Source organism: Flavihumibacter sp. (genome assembly GCF_036676075.1).
In the GTDB taxonomy this organism is placed as follows: domain Bacteria; phylum Bacteroidota; class Bacteroidia; order Chitinophagales; family Chitinophagaceae; genus Flavihumibacter.
Genome location: NZ_JAKFDQ010000016.1, coordinates 319,904 through 341,506 on the forward strand (window position 1 = coordinate 319,904; position 21,603 = coordinate 341,506).

The following is a 21,603-nucleotide window of genomic DNA, read 5'->3' on the forward strand; positions in this document are numbered from 1 at the left end:
ATGGCCAAACAAGCATTGGAATACAGACTCCAGATGAACCGGCGCCGGTTTCTTTCCAGGCTAAGCCTGGGCATAGGAAGCGCTGCACTTGGTTCTTTACTGATACCCGACCTTTTCAGTGGAAAGGCCAATGAAGAAGCCATACTGGAACAGTTACCACATTTTGCCCCTAAAGCAAAAAGGATTATTTACCTCTTTCAGAATGGTGCGCCCTCCCAACTTGAATTATTTGATTACAAACCCATGCTGAGAGAGAAATTCGGACAGGATCTTCCTGAGTCGATCCGCATGGGGCAAAGGCTCACCGGAATGACAGCTGAGCAGACTAAATTCCCATTGGCCGGTTCACTTTTCGATTTCGCACAATACGGTGAATCAAAGGCATGGATCAGTGAACTGCTTCCATATACAGCCGGTATTGCAGATGAACTCTGTATCATTAAAAGCATGTACACGGAAGCTATCAACCATGATCCCGCACTCACCTTTTTCCAGACAGGTGCACAGGTTGGAAACAGGCCTAGTATGGGCTCATGGCTTAGTTATGGACTGGGTAGTGAAAACAAAAACCTGCCTGCCTTCTGCGTTTTATTATCAAAAGGAAAAGGAAATGGTCAGGGTGTATATTCAAAGCTATGGACCAATGGGTTTCTGGACTCCGTTCACCAGGGTGTTCAGTTCAGCAGTGGAGAAAACCCGGTTCTTTACCTGAATGATCATGCCTCTGTTACCCGTGCCGACCGACGTAATATGCTCGACCAACTGGAAGCACTGAACGAGCAAGGTTTGAAGGAATTTGGTGATCCCGAAATCAATGCTAAGATCCAGCAGTATGAAATGGCCTATCGCATGCAAACTGCGGTACCTGAGGTAACTGACATCAGTAACGAACCCGAATCCATTATAAAATTATACGGCCCTGAATGCCTGGTGCCAGGTACTTATGCAGCCAACTGCCTGCTTGCCCGGAAACTTTCTGAGAACGGCGTTCGATTTGTTCAGCTTTATCACCAGGGATGGGATGGACATGGAAACCTCCCTGCTGAAATAAAAGGCCAGTGTGCTGATACCGACCAACCGTCTGCAGCCCTCATAAAAGACCTGAAACAAAGAGGGATGCTTGATGAGACCCTCGTCATCTGGGGTGGAGAATTCGGGCGTACCAATTATTGCCAGGGACCGCTTACAAAAGATAACTACGGCCGTGATCACCACCCTCGATGTTTTACCATCTGGATGGCAGGTGGAGGAATTAAGCCCGGGGTGTATGGGGAAACAGATGACTTCGGATATAATATCACCAGCAATCCGGTACATGTACATGATTTCCACGCTACCGTTTTACATCTTATGGGAATGGATCACGAGCAACTTACTTTTAAACACCTTGGTCGCAGGTACAGGCTAACAGATGTTGCCGGTAAAATTGTAAACGATATTATCAAAGCCTGATGCGACACTGGAAAAATTTATTATACAATATCGTTTTTGCAGGCAACTGTTTATTATTCTTCCTGCTATTAGTAGAAGATCGCCTGGCAATGCCATTGTGGTTGCAGGTTGTGGGCAGAATGCATCCCCTTGTTTTGCATTTTCCGGTGGTTTTGCTGCTGATGGTTGTTGTTTGGGAGATCGCATATAGAAAACGTTTCCAGCTATCCGAAACAGAGGATGAAACCGGAAGTACATTATTGTTACTGGCGGCTGCCTTTACAAATCTGGCAGCTTTGATGGGGCTCATGCTTTCCCTTGAACCCGGTTATGAAGGCGATGCAATTCTCTGGCATAAATGGGGTGGATTTTTTCTTTCCATTCTTTCCCTGCTTTGGTATTCTGTAAAACATCCTGTCCGTCGATCCCGCAGCTTATTTGTAGTAATGAGTTCCCTTACTATCGGAGGTTTGATCATCACTGCCCACCAAGGTGCTACAATTACTCACGGCGAAGATTTCCTGCTTGCGCCCATCAATACAAAAGAAGAAGAGATCACCGTTTCACTTCAGGATGCAATGGTATATGATCATGTTATAGAACCCATCCTTGAAAAGAAATGTGTTAGCTGCCATAATACATCCAAAGCAAAAGGAGAATTGATAATGGAGACAAGATCTGCCCTTTTTAAGGGAGGGAAGAGTGGTATTCTCTGGGATACAACAGCAAAGAATTTCGGTTTGATGATGCAGCGCCTCCATTTACCCCTCGAAGAAAAAAAACATATGCCTCCCAAAGGCAAGCCCCAGTTAACACCAGAGGAATTGAGTATCCTCTATCATTGGATAAAAGCTGGTGCCGATACAACGGGCAGATTGATAGCTTTGGATCCATCCGATAGTTTATACATACTGGCATCCTCAACATTTTCTGAAGGAGGTGATGAATTATATACTTTTGATCCCGCTTCTCCCGATTTAATCAATGACCTCAATGATCATTACCGGGTAATTAGTCCCATCGCCAAAGGATCTCCTGCATTGCAAATTGATTTCTACACTTCGGCAAATTATCAGCCTGACCAACTGGAGGAACTGAAGCAGATACAGGAAAAGGTTGTTTCTCTTAACCTGAGTAAGATGCCCGTCAGCGACCCCGACCTTCGGTTCATTGCATCATTCAAATCATTACGAAATCTGAATATTTCTTTTACCGGTGTAACTGATAGCGGTATGGCGGCGCTTAATGGACTTAACTACCTCCGGCAACTTTCACTTGCCGGCACAAAAGTATCGGGGGAAGGAATCCGCAAATTATCCGGATTAACTTCATTGCAAAAGATCTATACCTGGGGAACGAAACTAAGCCCCACCGATCTTACCGCTCTCCGGAAGCAGATGCCCGGAGTGAAGTTTGAAACGGGTTTTGAAGGGGATACTATTCTCATGCCGCTGAATCCTCCCATTATTGAAAACCAGGAATCAATTATTGTAGATGCAGTTCCGTTAAAACTGAAGCATTTTATGAAAGGGGCCGAGATCCGTTATACGATTGATGGTTCTGAACCCGATAGTATTCTGTCACCAGTTTATAAGCCAGGCATCTTATTACAAAATACACTTGTAGTTAAGACCCGTGCCTACAAAAAGGGCTGGGCTACTAGTGCCACTAACCTCAAATATTTTTACCATTCCACCATAACGCCTGATGCCACAGCACTTATTAACCGGCCAGATAGTTTATATAGGGGGAATGGGGTGAAAACACTTTTTGACGAAGAAACAGGGGATATGAATTTCCGTTCGGGTAAATGGCTGGGCTTCAAATCAAAACCCCTTGAACTTCGGTTAAGTTTTGAAAATCCAACCCGCGTCAGTTCCTTCACAGTAAGCACACTTGTTGATACCCGCAGTTATATCATGCCGCCTGCTTCGGTAGAACTCTGGGGCGGAAATAAGGACAATGACCTTAAAAGATTGGGTATAATAAAACCTCCTCAACCCCAGAGCGATTCTGCAGCAGGTAATGTGGGATACATTTTTCGTTTTGAACCGATGTTGCTGAAATATATGAAACTGATTGCAAGGCCTGTTCCCCGATTACCCTCCTGGCATAAAGGAAAGGGGGAAAGAAGCTGGGTATTTGCTGATGAGATCTTTATTGAGTAAGCTCCTGAAACAAAAAAACCGGGAGAAATTCTCCCGGTTCGGTGGTTGGTAAGCATAATGCAGTAAGATCTGGTCAATCAGATGGTCACAAAACCTCTGTACCATAGACTGCCTCTGTTATTATAATGCTGCTTAGCGACAAACTTTTTTTTAAAGCACCAGTTGGCTGCAGCCCCGGATATCAGAATTATCCATCCGCCCCAGCACCTCAAATCCCCCATTGGGATGGATTCTTCCCCTGTCATCGGTGGCAATAAAGCTGCAGGAATCAATATTTGCCAGGTCTATAATATTAATCACCCCGCCTATTTTCTCTCCCCCGCCTGGTAGTAGCTGGAGGGGGTCATCCTCTTCTCTTAAAAGAATCTTCATCCAGGGGGGACAAAAAAACAGCCCGTCATCCCCTGCATATGCCTGCGACAGGAGTTCCGTCATCCCATACTCACTATGAATCGGGCAACCTGGAAATCCGGACTGAATCTGTTCATGGAGCTCCTGACGGGTCAATTCCTTCCTTCGACCCTTCATCCCCCCCGTCTCCATGATAGTGGTATGCCTGAGCTCCATAGGATATTCTGCTGCAAAGTCAAGCAAAGCAAAACTTACCCCGAATAATAGGGTTTTTTGGGAAGCCCGCTCCAATTGATCAAGTGTGGAATGCAATGAATCATGATCATAAAGGTAAAATCCCGATGAACTATGTCCCGAGAGTTTGATCAAACGGTCTACCATATAAACCAGGCTTGAATGCTGCCTTTCCAGGTATGCGGGGAGCAACCCAAGGATACACCAGTCTGCCGGATCACCATAAAATTGCCTGAAGCAGCGGGTAAAACTTTCTTCATAGAGCTCCAATCCCTTTATATAATGCCGGCTGTTTACAGATCCGGTGGTACCGCTGCTTTCAAACCAGGTGACAGGCTTAAAATCACCTGTCCTGATTTCATGCGTTTTAAAAAAACTTATTGGCAGGAAGGGGATATCTGTCATACCATTCACAAGCTCGGGATATCGGCCCAACTGATCACAGAACAACCTGTAAAGCGGGTTGTTATGGTATTGATACTGGAAAACCTCTAATGCAAGCGATTCAATACCAATAGACTCGACGTTGAAAATTTTATGAATCAATTCGCTTCGCATGTTAGGTTAATCAGCTTGTTGTTGATAAATTCGTTCACAAGATAGCTCGTATATGATAAGGAAACTGGCACCTATAGTCGCGATCCTGTTAACGCTGATCGCCTGCAGCAAAGATAAATTCCAAACAGAACCATCTCTGGAAGTAAAAAGTCATTCAGAGGTGGTTGCAGTGCAGAGCAGCTTTGATGTAACCCTTGAGTTTACAGATAAAGAAGGCGATCTGTCTGGTGCCGGAGATTCTACCTTATGGTATAAAGCTGAATTACTTAATACAAGAAGACTTTCCCAGGGCGTTCCCCGTGAATATTTTGATGGCTATGCGCCCCTTCCTGAGTTCCCTGATAAAAGCTCGGGAGAGATACAATTCAGGCTTGAATACCGTGATTTCTATAAAGAAATTGATGAACGTAGGGAAGGCTTTGATAAAAACGATACCATCCGGATTAGGTTCGCTGTTAAGGACAGGGCCGGTAACCTGAGTGATACTGCAATTACCGGTAATATAGTACTGCTCGGACAGTAGATTTGCATAATGAAAAAGCTGGTAGATCTCCTGCTTTTCGGAGCCATTTTTATTGCAGTTTGCGCAGTTGCCCTTTGTATGGAAACCAACTGGTTACTGGGGATCCCTCTTAACCATTGGTCTTTTTACCTCCTTGTATTCGGCGCTACCCTTGTTCAATACAATCTTCATTATTACTTTAAGCAACCTACTGGCTTACCATCTTCCCGCGATGAGTGGAGTGTTAAAAACAGGAATACCCAAAAAGTTCTTTTGGCCCTTGGAGTAATTTGCATTGCAATCAGTTTAGGATGGTTGAATACCCGGCATTTTGGAGTACTGATAGTGTTGGCTATCATAGCATCCCTCTATTCTCTTCCCTTACTTCCTTTTGGAAAAAGAAGACTTAAAGAGTATGGATTCCTGAAAATTTTCCTCCTTACACTGGAGTGGACATTAGTGACTGTTTGGTTTCCCGTTGATCAGTCTGCCCAGGACCCCACCAGTTTCTGGCTTGTATTCAGCCGACGTTTTATTTTCATGTTCATCCTCTGTTTACTTTTTGATATCCGGGATTTGGAGGCCGACCGGGCCGCTAACATTAAAACACTGCCCATTCAACTTGGACTTCGCCGTTCATACCTGCTGGCCAATATTTGCCTCCTGTTTTTCGTATCCCTTTCAGCCTGGCAGCTGGTACGGCAGGGGGAATTTGTATTTTTTCATGCAATGCTTCTCTCAGCAGCCTGTACATGGTTTATGATGATGCAGACCAAAAAATTAAACAACGATTATATTTATTTGGCGGGTGTGGATGGAATGATGCTATTACAGGCAATACTTGTAGGAATCGGAACCATCTAGTCTTTATCTTTGGTCGCAAAATAGTTAGGATATGGCCAAAAGCAAAGCAGTTAAAAAGTCTCCCAACATACTAACCGAATCTTCACACCAGTTTTTACGTGAGTACCTTAATACGCCTTCACCGGTTGGATTTGAAACGGGTGGGCAGAAGGTTTGGCTGAATTATATTAAACCTTATGTTGATACACATTTCGTGGATCCATATGGAACTGTTGTTGGGGTGATCAATCCGGATGCTCCTTTCAAAGTTGTGATTGAAGCACATGCCGATGAAATCAGCTGGTTCGTCAATTATATTACCCCTGAAGGTTTGCTTTACCTGAAGCGCAATGGGGGAGTAGACCACCAGATAGCCCCATCTCAACGGGTTTTTATTCATGGTAAGAAAGGTGCTGTTAAAGCTGTATTTGGATGGCCTGCTATTCATACCCGCCTTTCCAACAGCGACCAGAAAGAACCCGTCGCAAAAGTTGACAATCTTTTCCTGGATTGTGGTGCAAGAACAAAAAAAGAAGTGGAAGATCTTGGCATTCACGTGGGTGCTGTGGTTACCTACCAGGATGGATTTGATGAGCTGGCCAATGATTACTATATCGCAAGGGCTTTCGATAACCGCATTGGAGGTTTCATGATCGCAGAAGTAGCAAGGTTGCTGAAAGAAAATAAAAAGAAACTACCATTCGGATTATATGTAGTGAATGCAGTACAGGAGGAGATAGGTTTGCGCGGAGCTGAAATGATTGCCCGCAGAATAAAACCTGATATCGCTATCATCACTGATGTAACCCATGATACTTCAACTCCTATGATCAGTAAGATCATTGAAGGTGATGTGGTATGCGGTAAAGGCCCATCTCCAACTTATGGTCCGGCCGTACATAACAAACTGCTTGCCCTGGTACAGGATGTTGCTGAAAAGGCTGCCATCCCCCTTCAGATGCGAACAGTGAGCCGGAGCACAGGAACAGATACCGATTCTTTTGCCTATGCAAATGATGGCTGCCCTTCTGTTCTTATATCCATTCCTCTGCGCTATATGCATACTACCGTTGAAATGTTGCATAAGAATGATATAGAACAAACCATCAGGCTTATGTATGAAACATTATTAACCATCAGCCCCAAGACCAATCTCCAATATCTATAAATCAGAACCGATGATCAGAACTGACTGGACCAAAGAAGAAATCACCAGCATCTATAATACACCTTTGCTGGAACTTATTTATAAGGCGGCTACCCTTCACCGTGAATACCAGGATACCGCTGAAGTACAGGTATGCACTCTCTTATCTATTAAAACCGGCGGTTGTTCAGAGGATTGTTCCTACTGTCCGCAGGCTGCCCGCTACAATACCGGCGTTGATGTTCAGGCCCTCATGAAAACAGAAGACGTATTGGATTATGCCCGGAAAGCCAGTGAAGCAGGTTCCACACGTTTTTGTATGGGAGCGGCATGGAGAGAGGTGCGCGATAACCGTGATTTCGACAGGGTAATCGAAATGGTTAAAGGCGTAAACCAACTGGGCATGGAAGTTTGTTGCACCATGGGCATGCTAACCGAAGAGCAGGCAAAAAAATTACATGATGCGGGACTCTATGCATATAACCATAATCTTGATACATCAGAAGAACATTACAGTGATATAATTACCACGCGCACCTATGATGATCGTCTTCGCACGCTGAGCAATGTTCGCAAGGCGGGCATCAGCGTATGCAGTGGCGGAATCATTGGATTGGGCGAAACACATGCCGACCGTATCGGTATGCTGCATACCCTGAGCACCTTGCCTTCACATCCCGAATCAGTTCCTATCAATGCACTGGTACCTGTTGCCGGTACACCTTTGCAGCATAATAAAAAAGTGGATATATGGGATATGGTTCGCATGATTGCTACTGCCCGTATCCTTATGCCCGCTACCATGGTCAGACTGAGCGCAGGACGCAATGAAATGAGCATTGCCGAGCAGGCGCTTTGCTTTATGGCTGGAGCCAATTCTATATTCGCAGGTGATAAATTACTCACTACGCCAAACCCATCTTTCGATGATGATAACCTGATGTTCCAATTGTTGGGACTAAAGGCCAGGGAAGCTTTTAAGGAAGAGGTCGGCTGTTAGAAGCAAAATTCACTGCAACACCAAAAACATTCCAGGCCTGCTGGTTGCTGATATTGCTTCTGGCGTATCGAATGGCAATACGAGGTAACAATACACCGATGCCCATGGAGAAACCTGTGAGTCCATTAGATGTATTCGCAATCCGCAGTTCCTGGCGTCGTAAATGGTTATAAGCAGCAGTGAGTTCTATTTTGTTCGCAATAAAAAATTGAGTGGCAAATATAAAATGCTGGAATACCTGGTCAAAAGTTCCACTGCTGTCGGCCTTGAATAAAATGAGACGGTGCAACTCACGTGCCGTTAGGGAAAACTGCAGTGGGGCTTCGGCCAGACGTTTGGTAAAACCCAATTGCAGGTCAAAAGGCAGATTATCCTTGCCTTGCCCGGTATAGGATCGCAATTGAATACCCATATTTTTCATGACCAATCCAAACTGTAACTGGCGGCTGCTATCATAATAATTCACACCAATATCCATTGCTATCGCAGAAGAGCGATACTGGCCATAATTAGATCCTATATACTTAATACCTGCTCCATAAAACCATCGGCTGGCATATTGCCTGGATCCATACACTGTTGCAACAAAATCTCTTGCCCGGAAGCTTCCCGTTTCATTGCCTCCGGCATCAGTGGATACAAGATCGCCATAACTGAAATACTGAATGCCCACACCAATATTTGTGGCCAGTTTATCGTGATGCATTCCCCCTGTCAAAACAAGGCTACGTATTCCAGGTGCAATACTGGTGAAATTGGCTGAGAGTTGCTGATGCATCCCTGACCTCAGTAATGCAGGATTCTGTAATCCCGTGGAATTTTCATTACTGATCACACTAACCTGCTCTCCACCAAGTGCCGTGTTTAATGCACCCGCCGGAATACGGAGAAAATTATAAACAGCATCACCCCCGGCGGACTGGGCCTGCAGATAAATGGAAGAAATAAGAAAAGTTACTATAAGCCCTGGCCTCATGTAGTTGGCTGTTTGAATCGGAAAAGTAAAGAAAAATCCCCCATTGAGATGGGGGATCTATTAACCCTTAAAACAACCAACATGAAAAAATTCAATTCATATTTTATTACAAAATAATTGTTGGTTTGTTTAAAATATATAATGTTAAAACCTAACATTTTTTATGGAACCAATGCAAGTTCCAGAACCTGCTGCATGGTCTTCACATAATGGAACTTTAATCCCTTGATGAAACTGGCATCGATCTCCTCAACGTCTTTTTCATTTTGCCAGCAGAGAACAATTTCCTTCAACCCGGCTCTTTTCGCCGCCAGCACTTTTTCCTTTATTCCACCCACTGGAAGAACCTGCCCGCGAAGGGTGATTTCACCGGTCATGGCAAGATATGGTTTTACCTTACGCCCGGTAAATGCTGAGGTAAGGGCCGAAAGCATGGTTACACCGGCACTTGGACCATCCTTTGGAACAGCACCTTCAGGTACATGGATATGTATATTCTTTTTCTGGAACATTTCCGGATCAATGCCCATCTTACGGGCATTTGCCTGCAGATAGGTGAGGGCAGTACTGGCACTTTCCTTCATCACGTTTCCAAGGTTTCCTGTTAGCCTTAATTCACCCTTACCATCCGATAACGTGGTTTCAATAAATAGTATATCCCCACCAACATAGGTCCAGGCCAAACCAACAGCAACCCCCGCCATATTCGCGGTTTTATAGATCTCATTGCTATACCTGCTCCTGCCAAGGATCTTCTCTACATCATTAATATTCAGAGCAGCTTTAACCTTCCCGTTTGTGGCATATTCCTTAGCCATTGCACGCATAATGGATGCTAACTGGCGGTCAAGTTCCCTAACACCGCTTTCCCTTGTATAGTCTTCAATGATCTTCTCCAGCACTTTATCAGATATCCTGAAGTTGATCTTCGAAAGGCCATGTGCCTCCTTTTGTTTTGGAACCAGGTGCCTGCGGGCAATTTCTACTTTCTCCTCAACCGCATAACCACTAAGGTCAATGATCTCAAGGCGGTCGCGAAGGGCTGGCTGTATATTGCCAACATTATTTGCAGTGGCTATGAACAATACCTTGCTGAGGTCATATTCCAGCTCCAGGTAATTGTCGTAAAAGCTGTTATTCTGTTCAGGATCCAGCACCTCCAGTAAAGCAGAGGATGGATCTCCACGCTGGTCGGCACCCACTTTATCGATCTCATCCAGTATCATTACCGGATTGGATGTCTTGGTCTTCCGGATCTGCTGCAAAATTCTACCAGGCATCGCACCTATATAGGTTTTACGGTGACCACGGATCTCACTTTCATCATGTAGCCCACCCAAACTGAGACGAACATATTTACGTCCGATTGCACTTGCTATGCTTCTGCCCAAAGATGTTTTGCCTATACCGGGCGGCCCAACAAAACAAAGAATCGGACTTTTCATGTCGCCCTTAAGTTTCAGGACCGCTATATATTCAAGAATTCTTTCCTTGATCTTATCCATTCCATAATGGTCGTGATCAAGAACTTCTTTCGCGTGAACCAGGTCATAGGAATCTTCCGTGTACTCGCCCCAGGGAAGATCAAGCATGAGATCCAGATGGTTATACACAACAGAATAGTCAGGTGTGGAGGGATGCATACGCTCCAGCTTTTCAATACCCTTCTGGAACATATCCCTTGCTGCAACACTCCATTTTTTCTGCTCTGCTTTTTTCTTCATCTCCTTTATCTCCAACTCATTGGTATCACCTCCCAGTTCTTCCTTGATACTCTTCATCTGCTGCTGAAGAAAATACTCCCGCTGCTGCTTATCCAGTTCAGTTTTTGTTTTGTTGGTCAGCTTGTTTTTTAACTCGGCAAACTGTAGTTCACGCTGTAACAACTTCATCAGTAATTCTGCTCTCTCCCTTATATCATTGGTCTGCAGGATGAGTTGCTTTTCTCCCAGCTCTGTATTGAGATTACTACTTACAAAATGGATAAGGAATGAGGGATGCTCAATATTTTTTAATATGATACCCGCCTCTGATGGCATGTTAGGAGATAGCTGGATAATTTGTGTTGCCAGGTCCTTTATATTAGAGATATAGGCAGCAAAATCTTCGTCTTCCGGTGGTGCCGGCTCTTCAAGGAGTTCAACCCTTGCGCGGAAAAAAGGATCATTGGAAGTGAATTCCCTTAACTGGAATCGTCTTTTACCCTGAATGATAACAGTGGTACCACCATCAGGCATTTTGATAAGCTTAACAATCTTTGCCACGGTTCCGGTTGATTCCAGATCTACTGTTGTAGGATCTTCAATATTACTGTCTTTCTGCGCCAGCACACCCACAAGTTTATCAGCTTTGTATGCTTCATTAACAGCCTTTATACTTTTATCGCGGCCAACCGTAATTGGTAAAACAACACCCGGGAACAGAACAGTGTTGCGTAGTGGTAATATGGGTAGATCCTCTGGTACAACAAGATCCTGGCTATCGTCTGTATCGTGTTCATTCAGGGGAATGATGGGAATAAAATCCATTTCGTCTTCGGGCTTCAAATAAAATGTCGATTGGTACATAATCGTCTGTTGATATGACAAAATAACACTTCCGGTTGCGTATTTGCAATGGCGTAAGTGGAAGGCTATATAGTCAAGTATGGTGCCATGGCAGTAAAATGACCAGAATTGGCGGGAAAGGGCAGGTTCAATCCTTATATTTGCGCCTGCCTTTAGGCGGCTAAATCTTTAAATGACAGCTATGATGAACAGACTGGATGAGACGGTCCAATATATACGCTCCCGTTATAACCATGCACCCGTGGTAGGAATTGTGCTGGGAAGCGGGCTGGGAAACCTGGTGGCAGAAATGAAAGTAGAAGCAGAGATTCCCTATAAAGACCTGCCTCATTTTCCAGTATCAACCGTTGAAGGCCACAGGGGCCGCCTACTATTCGGGGAAATATCTGGCAAAAAGGTTGTAGCCATGGCTGGCAGGTTTCATTTTTATGAAGGCTACTCCGCCAGTGAAGTTGCCTACCCCATCAGGGTAATGAAATTATTAGGTGTCAATACACTGCTGATAAGTAATGCCGCCGGTGGAATGAACAGTGATTTCAAAGTTGGTGACCTGATGATTATCCGTGACCAGATCAGCCTTTTCACTGTAAATCCGCTTATTGGTAAAAATGAAGATGCGCTGGGACCACGTTTTCCCGACATGAGCGAACCCTATAGTAAAGACCTGATCAAAAAAGCAAAATCAATTGCTAAAGAGCTTAAGATTCCTGTGCATAAAGGTGTGTACGCGGGAGTAACCGGACCAACATTTGAGACCAGGGCTGAATACAAGATGTTACAGGTGCTGGGAGCCGATGCGGTTGGAATGAGTACTGTACAGGAAGTGATCGTTGCAAGGCATATGGGGGTAAATGTTTTTGCCATCAGTGTGATCACCGACCTTGGTATAAGGGAAGAAGAAAACATCATCACACACCAGGAAGTACTGGAAGCTGCCGCTGCAGCAGAGCCAAAACTGACTGCCATCTTTAAAGAACTGGTGAAAGCACTCTGATCTTGAAAAATAGCGTTTATATATACCTGTTGGTGCTGCTTTTCCTGTCCGTTGAGCTGACTGCACAAAACCCAATGCGCCGGATTCCGGGTATGAGCGGTATTGGAAGGGGAGCTTCTCAAGGGCAGGACAGTCTTAAAAGGCGCGACAGTTCCGAAGACTCCATCACTATCCGGTTCCGTTACCTCGATACTTCCAGGCTTAATATGCTGGATTCCTCTATAACGGACTTCCGTAAACGATTCCCTATTCCCGTCGATTATGCCTTCCTCGGTAATCTGGGCCAGGCCGCAAGGCCATATGGATTTGCCCCCAGGATGGAAAGTGGCTGGGACCACGGCTTTCATGCCTTCGACATATATAAATACAAGCCAGAAAATGTTCGCTTCTTCCAAACCACCCGGCCTTACTCAGAACTGGGTTATCTCTTAGGAAGTAATTCCGAACAATCAATACACCTGCTTCACACCCAGAACATTCAGCCCAACTGGAATTTTGCTTTACAGTATGGACTAATTAATGCACCCGGACTTTTCAAAAACCAGAATACCAATCATAACCGATACCTCTTCAATACCGATTACCATTCCAATAACCGGCGCTATAACCTTTATTTTATGGTGCTGAGTAATTCAATGCAGGCTAATGAAAACGGAGGAATCAAGAACAATGAAAATTATCTTGACAATGTTACCACTTATGAACAGCGTGTAACCATTCCTGTTAACCTGGGCGATTATGTACAGGCGGGGCAGAGTTTCCTCAACAGCAGTCTTAATACAGGTAATAAACAACGCAGTACCACCATGATGCTTCGCCAGCAATATGACCTTGGGAAGCGTGATTCCATCGTCACCGATTCGAACGTTGTACAGTTATTTTATCCTAAGTTCAGGATGGAGTATAACCTGAACTACAGTACCTATAAGTTTCGCTATTATGATTCCAACCCCGATACACCTTTCTACACCACCCGCTATGATTTCCTGGTGACACCTGCTTCTGATTTTTCCATAGAAGAGAGATGGTCTGAAGTGATCAATGATTTTTCACTCTATAGTTTCCCGGATTCGAAGAATCCACAGCAATTTCTAAAAGCAGGATTATCTGTCCAAAACCTCACAGGCCAGTTTGATGATGGTAAACGACGGTTTTATAATTTGTTCGGGCATGGAGAGTACAGGAATAAAACGAGGAATAAAAAATGGGATATTGAAGCGTATGGTAAGCTATACTTTGCCGGACTGAATAATGGGGATTTTAATGCAAGCGGAAGCCTGAAGAGGTATATCAGTAAAAACATTGGCTATGCACAATTGGGATTGCAGAATGTAAACCGCACACCATCTTATATTTATGAAACGGCCAGTAGTTTCAGTTTTGGAAACCAGCCTGGTTTCAACAAAGAAAACACTACCAGGGTATTTGGATCGCTGGAAAATGATCTTAAGCGATGGCGTGTTGGGGGAAGCTATTACCTGGTGAGTAACTATACATTTTTCCGCGACTTCTATAAGGCCGATCAGGCATCCGGTCTTTTCAATGTAGTTCAGGTTGATGCCGAAAAAACCTTCCGGCTAAGCAAAACACTGCACTGGTTGGCAAGGGTACAATTGAACCAGCGAATAGGAGATGGCCCCGTTAACCTGCCACTATTATTTACATTCCACCAGTTTGGATTTACAAGCAGCCTTGGTTTCAAAAACCTGTTATTGTCAACGGGTATAGAAGCCCGTTACCATACTGCCTATAAAGCCGCAGGATACTCACCTCTGCAAAGCCAGTTCTTTTACCAGGATGAAGAAGAGATCAGGCTCGAACTTCCCGATGTGGCAGCCTACCTGAATTTCAGAATACGTGGATTTGCCGCTTATTTGAGGGCGGAAAATCTCAACACGGCAAGGATTATTGATGGTAGTTTTGGATTCACCAATCATAATCTTGCCGCACCAAATTATCCATATCCAGGTCTGCAGATCAGGCTCGGAATATTCTGGAGTTTTGTCAACTAAGCGAATTAACCAGCTTTTTAACAGCCAATACTTTGATATCCCGAATTTGCTATTAATTTTGCACCAGTGAAGAAATTTCTCGCCATATCTATTGGGATACTTTACCTGGCTGTTTCCAGCGGACTGCTGCTTGAAGTACATCATTGCATGGGTCGTATTGCCGATGCGGGCTTCACATTCATTACTTCCAATCAACAAGATGCCTGTGGTAATTGCGGGATGGATGTAACAGATAGTAAGAACCATTGCTGTAAGGACGAGTATAAACTTCTAAAGATCAGCGCCGACCAGAAAGCATCATCCTTACAATTTACTGTAGATGCGCCTGTGGTCATTTTCACACCATTACTGGTGCCGGAAGAATATATTCCTATTCCCCGTGAAACGGCTTCGAAACCCTATATGGCTAATCCGCCACCTGGCGCCTTAGCGGCATCAGTCCAAAGTCTTCTTTGCGTTTTCAGGATCTGATAATGATAGCATGCCTCTCCGGCATGTTGAACATGTTTATCTATTTATCTATCATTATCAAAAATTAAAGTCATGAAAACGCTTTCATTATTCACCACTATATTATTTGTTCTTTTTTCTTCCGTCTCCTTTGGCCAGTCAAAATCTTCCAACAGCGAGAATATAAAAGTTTGGGGCAATTGCGGTATGTGTAAGAAAACAATTGAAACAGCCGCAAAATCTGCCGGCGCCTCCAAGGCCAGCTGGAATGACGAAACCCAGATTCTCGCTGTAAGCTATAAAGGAAAGAAGACCAGTTCTGATAAGATCCAGCAGGCAATTGCAGCAGCAGGATATGATACAGAAAAGTTTAGTGCCGATGATAAAGTCTATGATAATCTTCATGGATGCTGCAAGTATGACCGCAAGGAAACATCTTCAGTAACCCCTGCAAAGCAATCCTGTTGCACCGATTCAGCCTGTACCAACTGCAATCATGATGATTGCGGAAAAGACAAACAGGCATGTAAGGAGAAGGGTTGTTGCAAATCATAATCACAAAATCAGAAAAAATGAAAAAGATCATATTACTGGCAGCAATAGTGCTGTCGGCCGTAGCCGTTAATGCGCAATTCTCTAAGGCTAATCTACAGGCAAGCGGACTAACCTGTGCTTTGTGTACAAAAGCTATTAATAAGTCATTGGAAAAACTACCATTTGTAGAATCCATCACTGTGGATATCAAATCTTCCAATTTTGAAATCCTTTTTAAAAAGGACCAGCCGGTTGATATTGATGCCCTTCGCAAAGGTGTTGAAGATGCGGGATTTTCAGTTGCACTGCTAAAACTCAAAGGTGAATTCAACAACGTTGAAATAAAAAAAGATTCACACCATACCATTAATGGTGTTACCTACCACTTCCTGGCGGCAGGAAAAGGGAATCTTGCGGGCGAGCAGGAGATAACCATCGTAGATAAAAATTTCCTGCCTGCGAAAGCATTCAAAAAATATAGTTTATCATCTAAAATGAGCTGTGTTCAAACGGGTAAAGCAGGCGACTGCTGTACTGCTGAGGGTATTAGTGCGGGTACCAGAATTTATCATGTGATCATCTAAAATAAGTTCCGTTCCGGTAATATCAATTGCCGGAACGGCATTCGTATTATGAGAAATTTTATATTAATTATTATAACCTTTTTGGTGCACTCTTCAGTGAATGCACAACCGAAAATAGGCACTATTGCTCCTGAAATTTCCATCCCTGACACAACTGGACAAACTCTAAGTTTATCATCCTTGCAGGGCAAAGTTGTTTTGGTTGATTTCTGGGCAAGCTGGTGTGTGCCCTGTCGCAAGAGCAATCGCTCAATCGGATCCATCTACAATAAATATCACCAGAAAGGTTTTGAGATTCTCGGGATCAGCCTCGATACAGATATTAAGGCCTGGCAAAAAGCCATTCGCGCCGACCGTATAAATTGGCTGCAGGTTCAGGAACCCGGTGGCTGGGATGCTCCCACCGCATTGGCATGGGGTATTGAACAATTGCCCGCCGCCTGGTTATTGGATAAGCAGGGGAGGGTCATTTCCATTGATCCCACCCATGAGGAACTTGAAAAATATTTGCAGCAAGCTTTAAAATAATGGCATGAATAAGGTTCTATTGTTATTCGGATGGATGCTGATTTTTACTGCATCCCTCCGTTCACAGGAATTATATGTTTTTTCTGACCCGGCATCTAATGTTCCGGCACGCTCACTCAGTGCAAAGCTGACTGCCCGCTTTGCCGACAATGAAGAATCAGGCAAACTGGCGCAGCGTTATATGCCCGAGTTAATGGCAGGCATCAGTAAAAACATTATGCTTAGGGCAAGCACAACATTCTCTGATTTCTATTCGGATAATCTGAAATGGGAATCGGCAAAGGCATACCTGAAATGGAGGTTTTATTCTAAAGACGGTATCCATAATCATTTCCGGATGGCAGCATTTGCTGATGGATCCTATTCCCGCAATAACATGGTTTATGAAGAAATGAATCTTGATGGTGATAATAGTGGTGTTCAGGCCGGCCTTATTGCTACGCAGCTCGTTAACAAACTTGCAGTCTCTGGTACAGCATCACTAATGGTGCTAACAGATAAGGAGCCCGCTCTGCATCATGGGCGCGAATATGAAAGATCTGCACTGAATTATAGTCTCTCAGCAGGTTACCTGCTCTTTCCCCGCGAATATGAAAGCTACGATCAGGTTAACTTAAACCTATACCTTGAATTGTTGGGAATGAAGGGCTTAGAGGCTGGAATGTACTATACTGACATTGCTCCTTCTGTACAGCTGATCTTCAACAGTGCCACAAAACTTAACCTGGGGGCACGCTTTCAGGCATCTGGAAATATGAGCAGGATCGCACGCAATAACTACTTCCTCAGTCTTGAGACCACCTTTCTTAATGTTTTCAGGTGATGGAGCCAATAGAATAATTCGAAGGATTCAGCGTTATAGGCCTAGCCAAATTGTCCATTTTATGAAAAACCTATGGTTGATAGGCATAGCGCTGTTCAACACAGTAGCCCTGCAAGCCCAGAGTACAGATCTCGACCGTTTTAGTTTCACAGTATCCTATCGTGACCTTCCGCGCCTCCCGATCGATTCTTCTTATCATACCTATGATTTTAACCTCGAAACTGGACCGCTGATGAAACTCGGGCTTCAACAGGAAAAACCGGAAGAAAGCCTCGTTATAGAAGGCTGGCGTCAATTAGAAAATGATGGCCATATTACCGTGGAGTTGAAAATGGAAGACCTGATCATTGTTAAATCGGATATAGTTCAGCGTGAGGAAATTAAAAAGGATAAAAATGGAAATATTACCGGTAAGCGTTTGTGGTATGCCCCGGTGCTTACCTATAATTATGCAGCCCGTGTTCTGATCAAAGATCACCGCGGAAAGCAGTTGCAACAATACCAGTTAATGTCACGTGAAAGCCAGCACCAGTATAAAGGACTGGAAACCGGAATTCGTTCTGAAGCTGCCAATATTTTCCTGAATATTATGGTGCTGAGTACGCAACTCAGTCGTGATGTACTTATGGGTACCATCAACCGGCTTTCCTATAATCTTACCGACCAGTATGGTTATGCCGAGCGCAGGGTATCAGACCAGGTTTGGATACTCGATAGCCGGAAACATCCTGAATACGATGATTTCAGGGCTAATTGGGCTACAATAAAGAATGCACTTTTCAGGCTTAACCCTAACGACCCTGTTGATGAAGTGCGTAAGGAGGTAAAGCCTGCTATTGCCTATTTCGAAAAGATCCGGAAGCATTATAGTGGTCGTAGTAAGAGCCATCGGAAATTGCGTTATGCTTCCCATTACCTTCTGGCAAAACTCTACTACTATCTCGACGATCCTGATATGGCCATTAAAGAAGCAACCGACCTGGTGCTGAATGATTATGACAGCAGGGACGGTCGTTCACTGGAGGCCGCTGCCGCAGCTCTTAAGCAACAATTATTACAAAACAAACGCACCACCCGGCATTTCCCTCTTGATGTATATGCGCTGGAAGGTCCTCGCAGGGAAATCTTATATTCGGGACAGTAAATCTGTCTATGCAATATTTCGCCGGTGTTGATATCGGTACAACCCATACCAAACTACTTGTTTGTGATGAGCGCCTTCAATTGGTTTATCAATCCAAACGGGGATATACTAAAGGAGCCGGCGCCATTCTGGATGCCCCGGAAATTCTTGATGCAGTAAAGCAATTGCTTTCTGAAGCAGGAGAATCGCTGTCATTATTTCAAAAGGAGCTGACTGTAAGTTTTAGTTCGGCAATGCATAGCATTATGCTGGTTGACGCTAATAACCTGCCGATCACTCCTTTGTATACATGGGCGGATAATAGCGCTGCTCCTATCATTCAGGATTTAAAGGCTAGCGTGTTGGCGCGGGGGCTCTTCGAAGAAACCGGCACACCCATTCATCCCATGTCGCCACTTTGTAAACTGGCATGGATAAATCATTCCGATCCAACTCAACTTGCCCGAACCGGTAAATGCACCGGCATCAAGGAGTATATATGGTTTCACCTCACCGGTGAATGGGAAACTGATCATAGCATTGCTTCAGCAACCGGAATGTTTTCTACCCGGTCGCGTCAATGGTATGGTCCTGCTTTAACACTGGCTGGAATTCGCAAAGACCAATTACCAGAACCCGTTCCGGTGGAATTTTGCCGGCAAGGTAATTCAGCAATACATGGCTTGCCCTTTACGCATGTCAAATGGGTGATTGGAGGGAGTGACGGAGGGATGGCACAACTTGGCAGCAATGCGCTTAAAAGGGGAGAAGCTGCCCTAACCATAGGAACCAGCGGTGCCATCAGGGTGGCGCACAGTGAACTCAGCACAAATCCTTCCTCCGAATTATTTACCTATATTCTTGATGAACAATTTTACATAACTGGTGCTGCTACAAATAATGGTGGTATTGTCTTGCAATGGTGGGAAGAAAAGGTGATGAAGGGTAATCGCAATGCTGCGACCGTTATAAGTTCTTTCATTGAGATGGCCTCTGCAGTACCGCCGGGGGCTGATGGAATGATTTGTGTGCCATGGTTTGGAGGAGAAAGGGCACCGGTTTGGGATGCTGGTGCAACAGGAATATTTTCGGGTATAAGTGTGAATCATCGGCAGGAACATTTTAAAAGAGCTATCCTGGAAGGTATCGGATATTCTTTTCGACTTTTGCTACAGCACCTGGAAACTGCCACTGGTAATATCCACACCATCCATGCCAGTGGTGGCTTTACCGCCAATAAATGGTGGGTACAACTTATGGCCGATATACTTGACAGAAAACTGGTTGTTCCTTCCAAAGAAGCAGATGCATCGGCCATGGGCGCTATTGCAACAGGAATGAGATCGCAAAAAATCATTGTAGATTATGATGCATTCTTTTCTCTTTTGAAGGGTGAAATGGAAGAGTTTATCCCCAATGCACAAACGAATTCTATATTCAATTCCAATTACCAGCAATTTCTTCGCTTATGTCATTCCTGATAATAATTGCAGCCATCGCTGTTCTCCTGTTCCTGACAATAAAAAAGGTCAGCCCCTTCATTGCTCTTTTACTGGTGACCCTTATGGTTGGATTTTTATATGGGCTCCCCTTCACAAAACTGATGAAAGCTGTTCAGGATGGCGTGGGTTCAACGCTGGGTAGTATGGCCCTTATACTCTGCCTGGGAGCCATGCAGGGACGCATACTTGAAAAGTCAGGGGCAGCAACTGTTATCAGCCAGTCATTGATGAAAACCTTCGGAAAAGACCATCTTCAGTGGGCTGTTTTATTGATGGGCTTCCTGGTAGGCATCCCACTTTTTTACAATGCCGGATTTGTGATACTTGTTCCTTTTGTTTTTACCATTGCTGCAAGTGCAGGAGTTCCGCTGCTTTATGTGGCAATGCCCATGGCGGCATCCTTATCTGTTACGCATGGTTTTCTTCCTCCCCATCCCGGCCCCGTTGCGCTGGCGGCCATATTCAAGGCTTCAATTGGTAAGACCATACTATACGGAATGATGGTAGCATTGCCATTGGTCTGGATCGCAGGTGTATTGTTCGGAAAGAGATTCCGTCACCGCGGGCCTATGGTTACTGAAGAGATTACTGCAACCACAGACACAACTGGTCTGCCCACTGCCCGCGCCAGTATCTGGATCGCCCTCTTGCCGGTTTTATTAATTGCCATTCCCGCAGCACTCATAAATATTATCCCTGCCGATAACCCAGTTTACCCTTTTTTAATGGCCATTGGAGAACCCGTGCTGGCCATGCTTATCGCTGCCTTACTTGCAGGTTATTGGCTCGGAATCCGAAAGGGTATGAATATGGCAACCCTGATGGGGCACTATGGCTCAGCAATAGAAAGCATTGCGATCATTATGATGGTTATTGCGGCCGGAGGGGCTTTCAAGCAGGTGCTTACAGAAAGTGGCGTGGCAAATGAAGTTGCATCACTTGTGGCACGATATGAATTTCCTCCCCTTGTAGCTGGTTGGCTGGTTGCAGCAGCTATAAGAGTGATGATAGGATCCGCAACTGTATCAGCCCTTACCGCTGCCGGTATTGTTGCACCTATTGTTCAGGCCGGCGGAGTATCCCCCGAATGGATGGTTCTCTCTGTTGGAGCCGGGAGCCTTTTCTTTTCTCATGTAAATGATACAGGATTCTGGATGTTCAAGGAATACTTCAGGCTTACGGTCAAAGAAACCCTTTTGTCATGGACCATCATGGAAACCATCGTTTCAATTGGTGGGCTGCTGCTGGTGTTACTTTATGCAGCATTGATGTGAGA

19 protein-coding genes are annotated in these 21,603 nt (G+C 44.6%); 16 read left to right on the top strand and 3 right to left on the bottom strand.

The window, feature by feature from the left end:
- Both V6M43_RS16230 and V6M43_RS16235 read left to right on the top strand, forming a co-directional pair.
- Window positions 1-1,452, top strand: a complete 1,452-nt coding sequence (locus V6M43_RS16230) for a DUF1501 domain-containing protein (protein ID WP_332737066.1) — start codon at window positions 1-3, stop codon at window positions 1,450-1,452.
- Entirely contained in the window at window positions 1,452-3,599 is a 2,148-nt protein-coding gene (locus V6M43_RS16235; RefSeq protein WP_332737067.1) for an FN3 associated domain-containing protein, read from the top strand. The genes V6M43_RS16230 and V6M43_RS16235 overlap by 1 nt, the downstream gene beginning before the upstream one ends.
- A 150-nt stretch (window positions 3,600-3,749) precedes the next feature.
- Here V6M43_RS16235 and V6M43_RS16240 read toward each other — a convergent pair whose 3' ends face one another.
- Window positions 3,750-4,742, bottom strand: a complete 993-nt coding sequence (locus V6M43_RS16240; RefSeq protein WP_332737069.1) for a LuxE/PaaK family acyltransferase — start codon at window positions 4,740-4,742, stop codon at window positions 3,750-3,752.
- Window positions 4,743-4,794: 52 nt separating this feature from the next.
- Between V6M43_RS16240 and V6M43_RS16245 the strand changes: the two genes are divergently transcribed.
- Genes V6M43_RS16245 through bioB form a run of 4 tightly spaced genes read left to right on the top strand, consistent with a single transcriptional unit; the run spans window position 4,795 to window position 8,234 of the window.
- Window positions 4,795-5,265, top strand: a complete 471-nt coding sequence (locus tag V6M43_RS16245) for a hypothetical protein (RefSeq protein WP_332737071.1) — start codon at window positions 4,795-4,797, stop codon at window positions 5,263-5,265.
- A 9-nt stretch (window positions 5,266-5,274) separates the two neighbouring features.
- The gene (locus tag V6M43_RS16250; RefSeq protein ID WP_332737073.1) at window positions 5,275-6,108 is read left to right on the top strand and encodes a UbiA family prenyltransferase; all 834 of its coding nucleotides are present in this window, start codon (window positions 5,275-5,277) and stop codon (window positions 6,106-6,108) included.
- Between the two features lie 31 nt (window positions 6,109-6,139).
- Window positions 6,140-7,255 (top strand): M42 family metallopeptidase, encoded by a 1,116-nt coding sequence (locus V6M43_RS16255; RefSeq protein ID WP_332737075.1) that lies wholly within the window; start codon window positions 6,140-6,142, stop codon window positions 7,253-7,255.
- 10 nt (window positions 7,256-7,265) lie between these two features.
- Complete coding sequence (bioB, locus tag V6M43_RS16260; RefSeq protein ID WP_332737077.1) at window positions 7,266-8,234, top strand: biotin synthase BioB; 969 nt, start codon at window positions 7,266-7,268, stop codon at window positions 8,232-8,234.
- Here the strand turns inward: bioB and porQ are convergent.
- Both porQ and lon read right to left on the bottom strand, forming a co-directional pair.
- The gene (gene porQ, locus V6M43_RS16265; RefSeq protein WP_332737080.1) at window positions 8,212-9,210 is read right to left on the bottom strand and encodes a type IX secretion system protein PorQ; all 999 of its coding nucleotides are present in this window, start codon (window positions 9,208-9,210) and stop codon (window positions 8,212-8,214) included. The two genes, bioB and porQ, sit on opposite strands and share 23 nt — an antisense overlap.
- Window positions 9,211-9,371: 161 nt before the next feature.
- Window positions 9,372-11,777, bottom strand: coding sequence for an endopeptidase La (lon, locus tag V6M43_RS16270; RefSeq protein WP_332737082.1), 2,406 nt, complete (start codon window positions 11,775-11,777; stop codon window positions 9,372-9,374).
- Between the two features lie 181 nt (window positions 11,778-11,958).
- Between lon and V6M43_RS16275 the strand changes: the two genes are divergently transcribed.
- The 10 genes from V6M43_RS16275 (at window position 11,959) to V6M43_RS16320 (ending at window position 21,601) form a co-directional block, all read left to right on the top strand.
- Window positions 11,959-12,771 carry a purine-nucleoside phosphorylase gene (locus V6M43_RS16275; protein ID WP_332737084.1) on the top strand — a complete coding sequence of 271 codons (813 nt, stop codon included), beginning with the start codon at window positions 11,959-11,961 and terminating at the stop codon, window positions 12,769-12,771.
- Window positions 12,772-12,773: 2 nt separating this feature from the next.
- Window positions 12,774-14,783, top strand: coding sequence for a putative porin (locus tag V6M43_RS16280; protein ID WP_332737086.1), 2,010 nt, complete (start codon window positions 12,774-12,776; stop codon window positions 14,781-14,783).
- Window positions 14,784-14,849: 66 nt separating this feature from the next.
- Window positions 14,850-15,254 (top strand): HYC_CC_PP family protein, encoded by a 405-nt coding sequence (locus V6M43_RS16285; RefSeq protein ID WP_332737088.1) that lies wholly within the window; start codon window positions 14,850-14,852, stop codon window positions 15,252-15,254.
- Between the two features lie 72 nt (window positions 15,255-15,326).
- Complete coding sequence (locus V6M43_RS16290) at window positions 15,327-15,788, top strand: heavy-metal-associated domain-containing protein (protein WP_216593771.1); 462 nt, start codon at window positions 15,327-15,329, stop codon at window positions 15,786-15,788.
- Window positions 15,789-15,805: 17 nt separating this feature from the next.
- Entirely contained in the window at window positions 15,806-16,351 is a 546-nt protein-coding gene (locus V6M43_RS16295; protein WP_332737091.1) for a heavy-metal-associated domain-containing protein, read from the top strand.
- An 84-nt stretch (window positions 16,352-16,435) separates the two neighbouring features.
- Window positions 16,436-16,879 (top strand): TlpA family protein disulfide reductase, encoded by a 444-nt coding sequence (locus V6M43_RS16300; protein WP_332737120.1) that lies wholly within the window; start codon window positions 16,436-16,438, stop codon window positions 16,877-16,879.
- A gap of 4 nt (window positions 16,880-16,883) precedes the next feature.
- Window positions 16,884-17,702: a hypothetical protein gene (locus V6M43_RS16305; RefSeq protein ID WP_332737093.1), complete on the top strand. Its 819-nt coding sequence runs from the start codon at window positions 16,884-16,886 to the stop codon at window positions 17,700-17,702.
- A gap of 61 nt (window positions 17,703-17,763) precedes the next feature.
- Entirely contained in the window at window positions 17,764-18,846 is a 1,083-nt protein-coding gene (locus V6M43_RS16310) for a hypothetical protein (protein ID WP_332737095.1), read from the top strand.
- An 8-nt stretch (window positions 18,847-18,854) separates the two neighbouring features.
- Entirely contained in the window at window positions 18,855-20,306 is a 1,452-nt protein-coding gene (locus V6M43_RS16315; protein ID WP_332737097.1) for a gluconokinase, read from the top strand.
- Complete coding sequence (locus V6M43_RS16320) at window positions 20,294-21,601, top strand: GntT/GntP/DsdX family permease (protein WP_332737099.1); 1,308 nt, start codon at window positions 20,294-20,296, stop codon at window positions 21,599-21,601. The genes V6M43_RS16315 and V6M43_RS16320 overlap by 13 nt, the downstream gene beginning before the upstream one ends.
- Window positions 21,602-21,603: the final 2 nt, after the last annotated feature.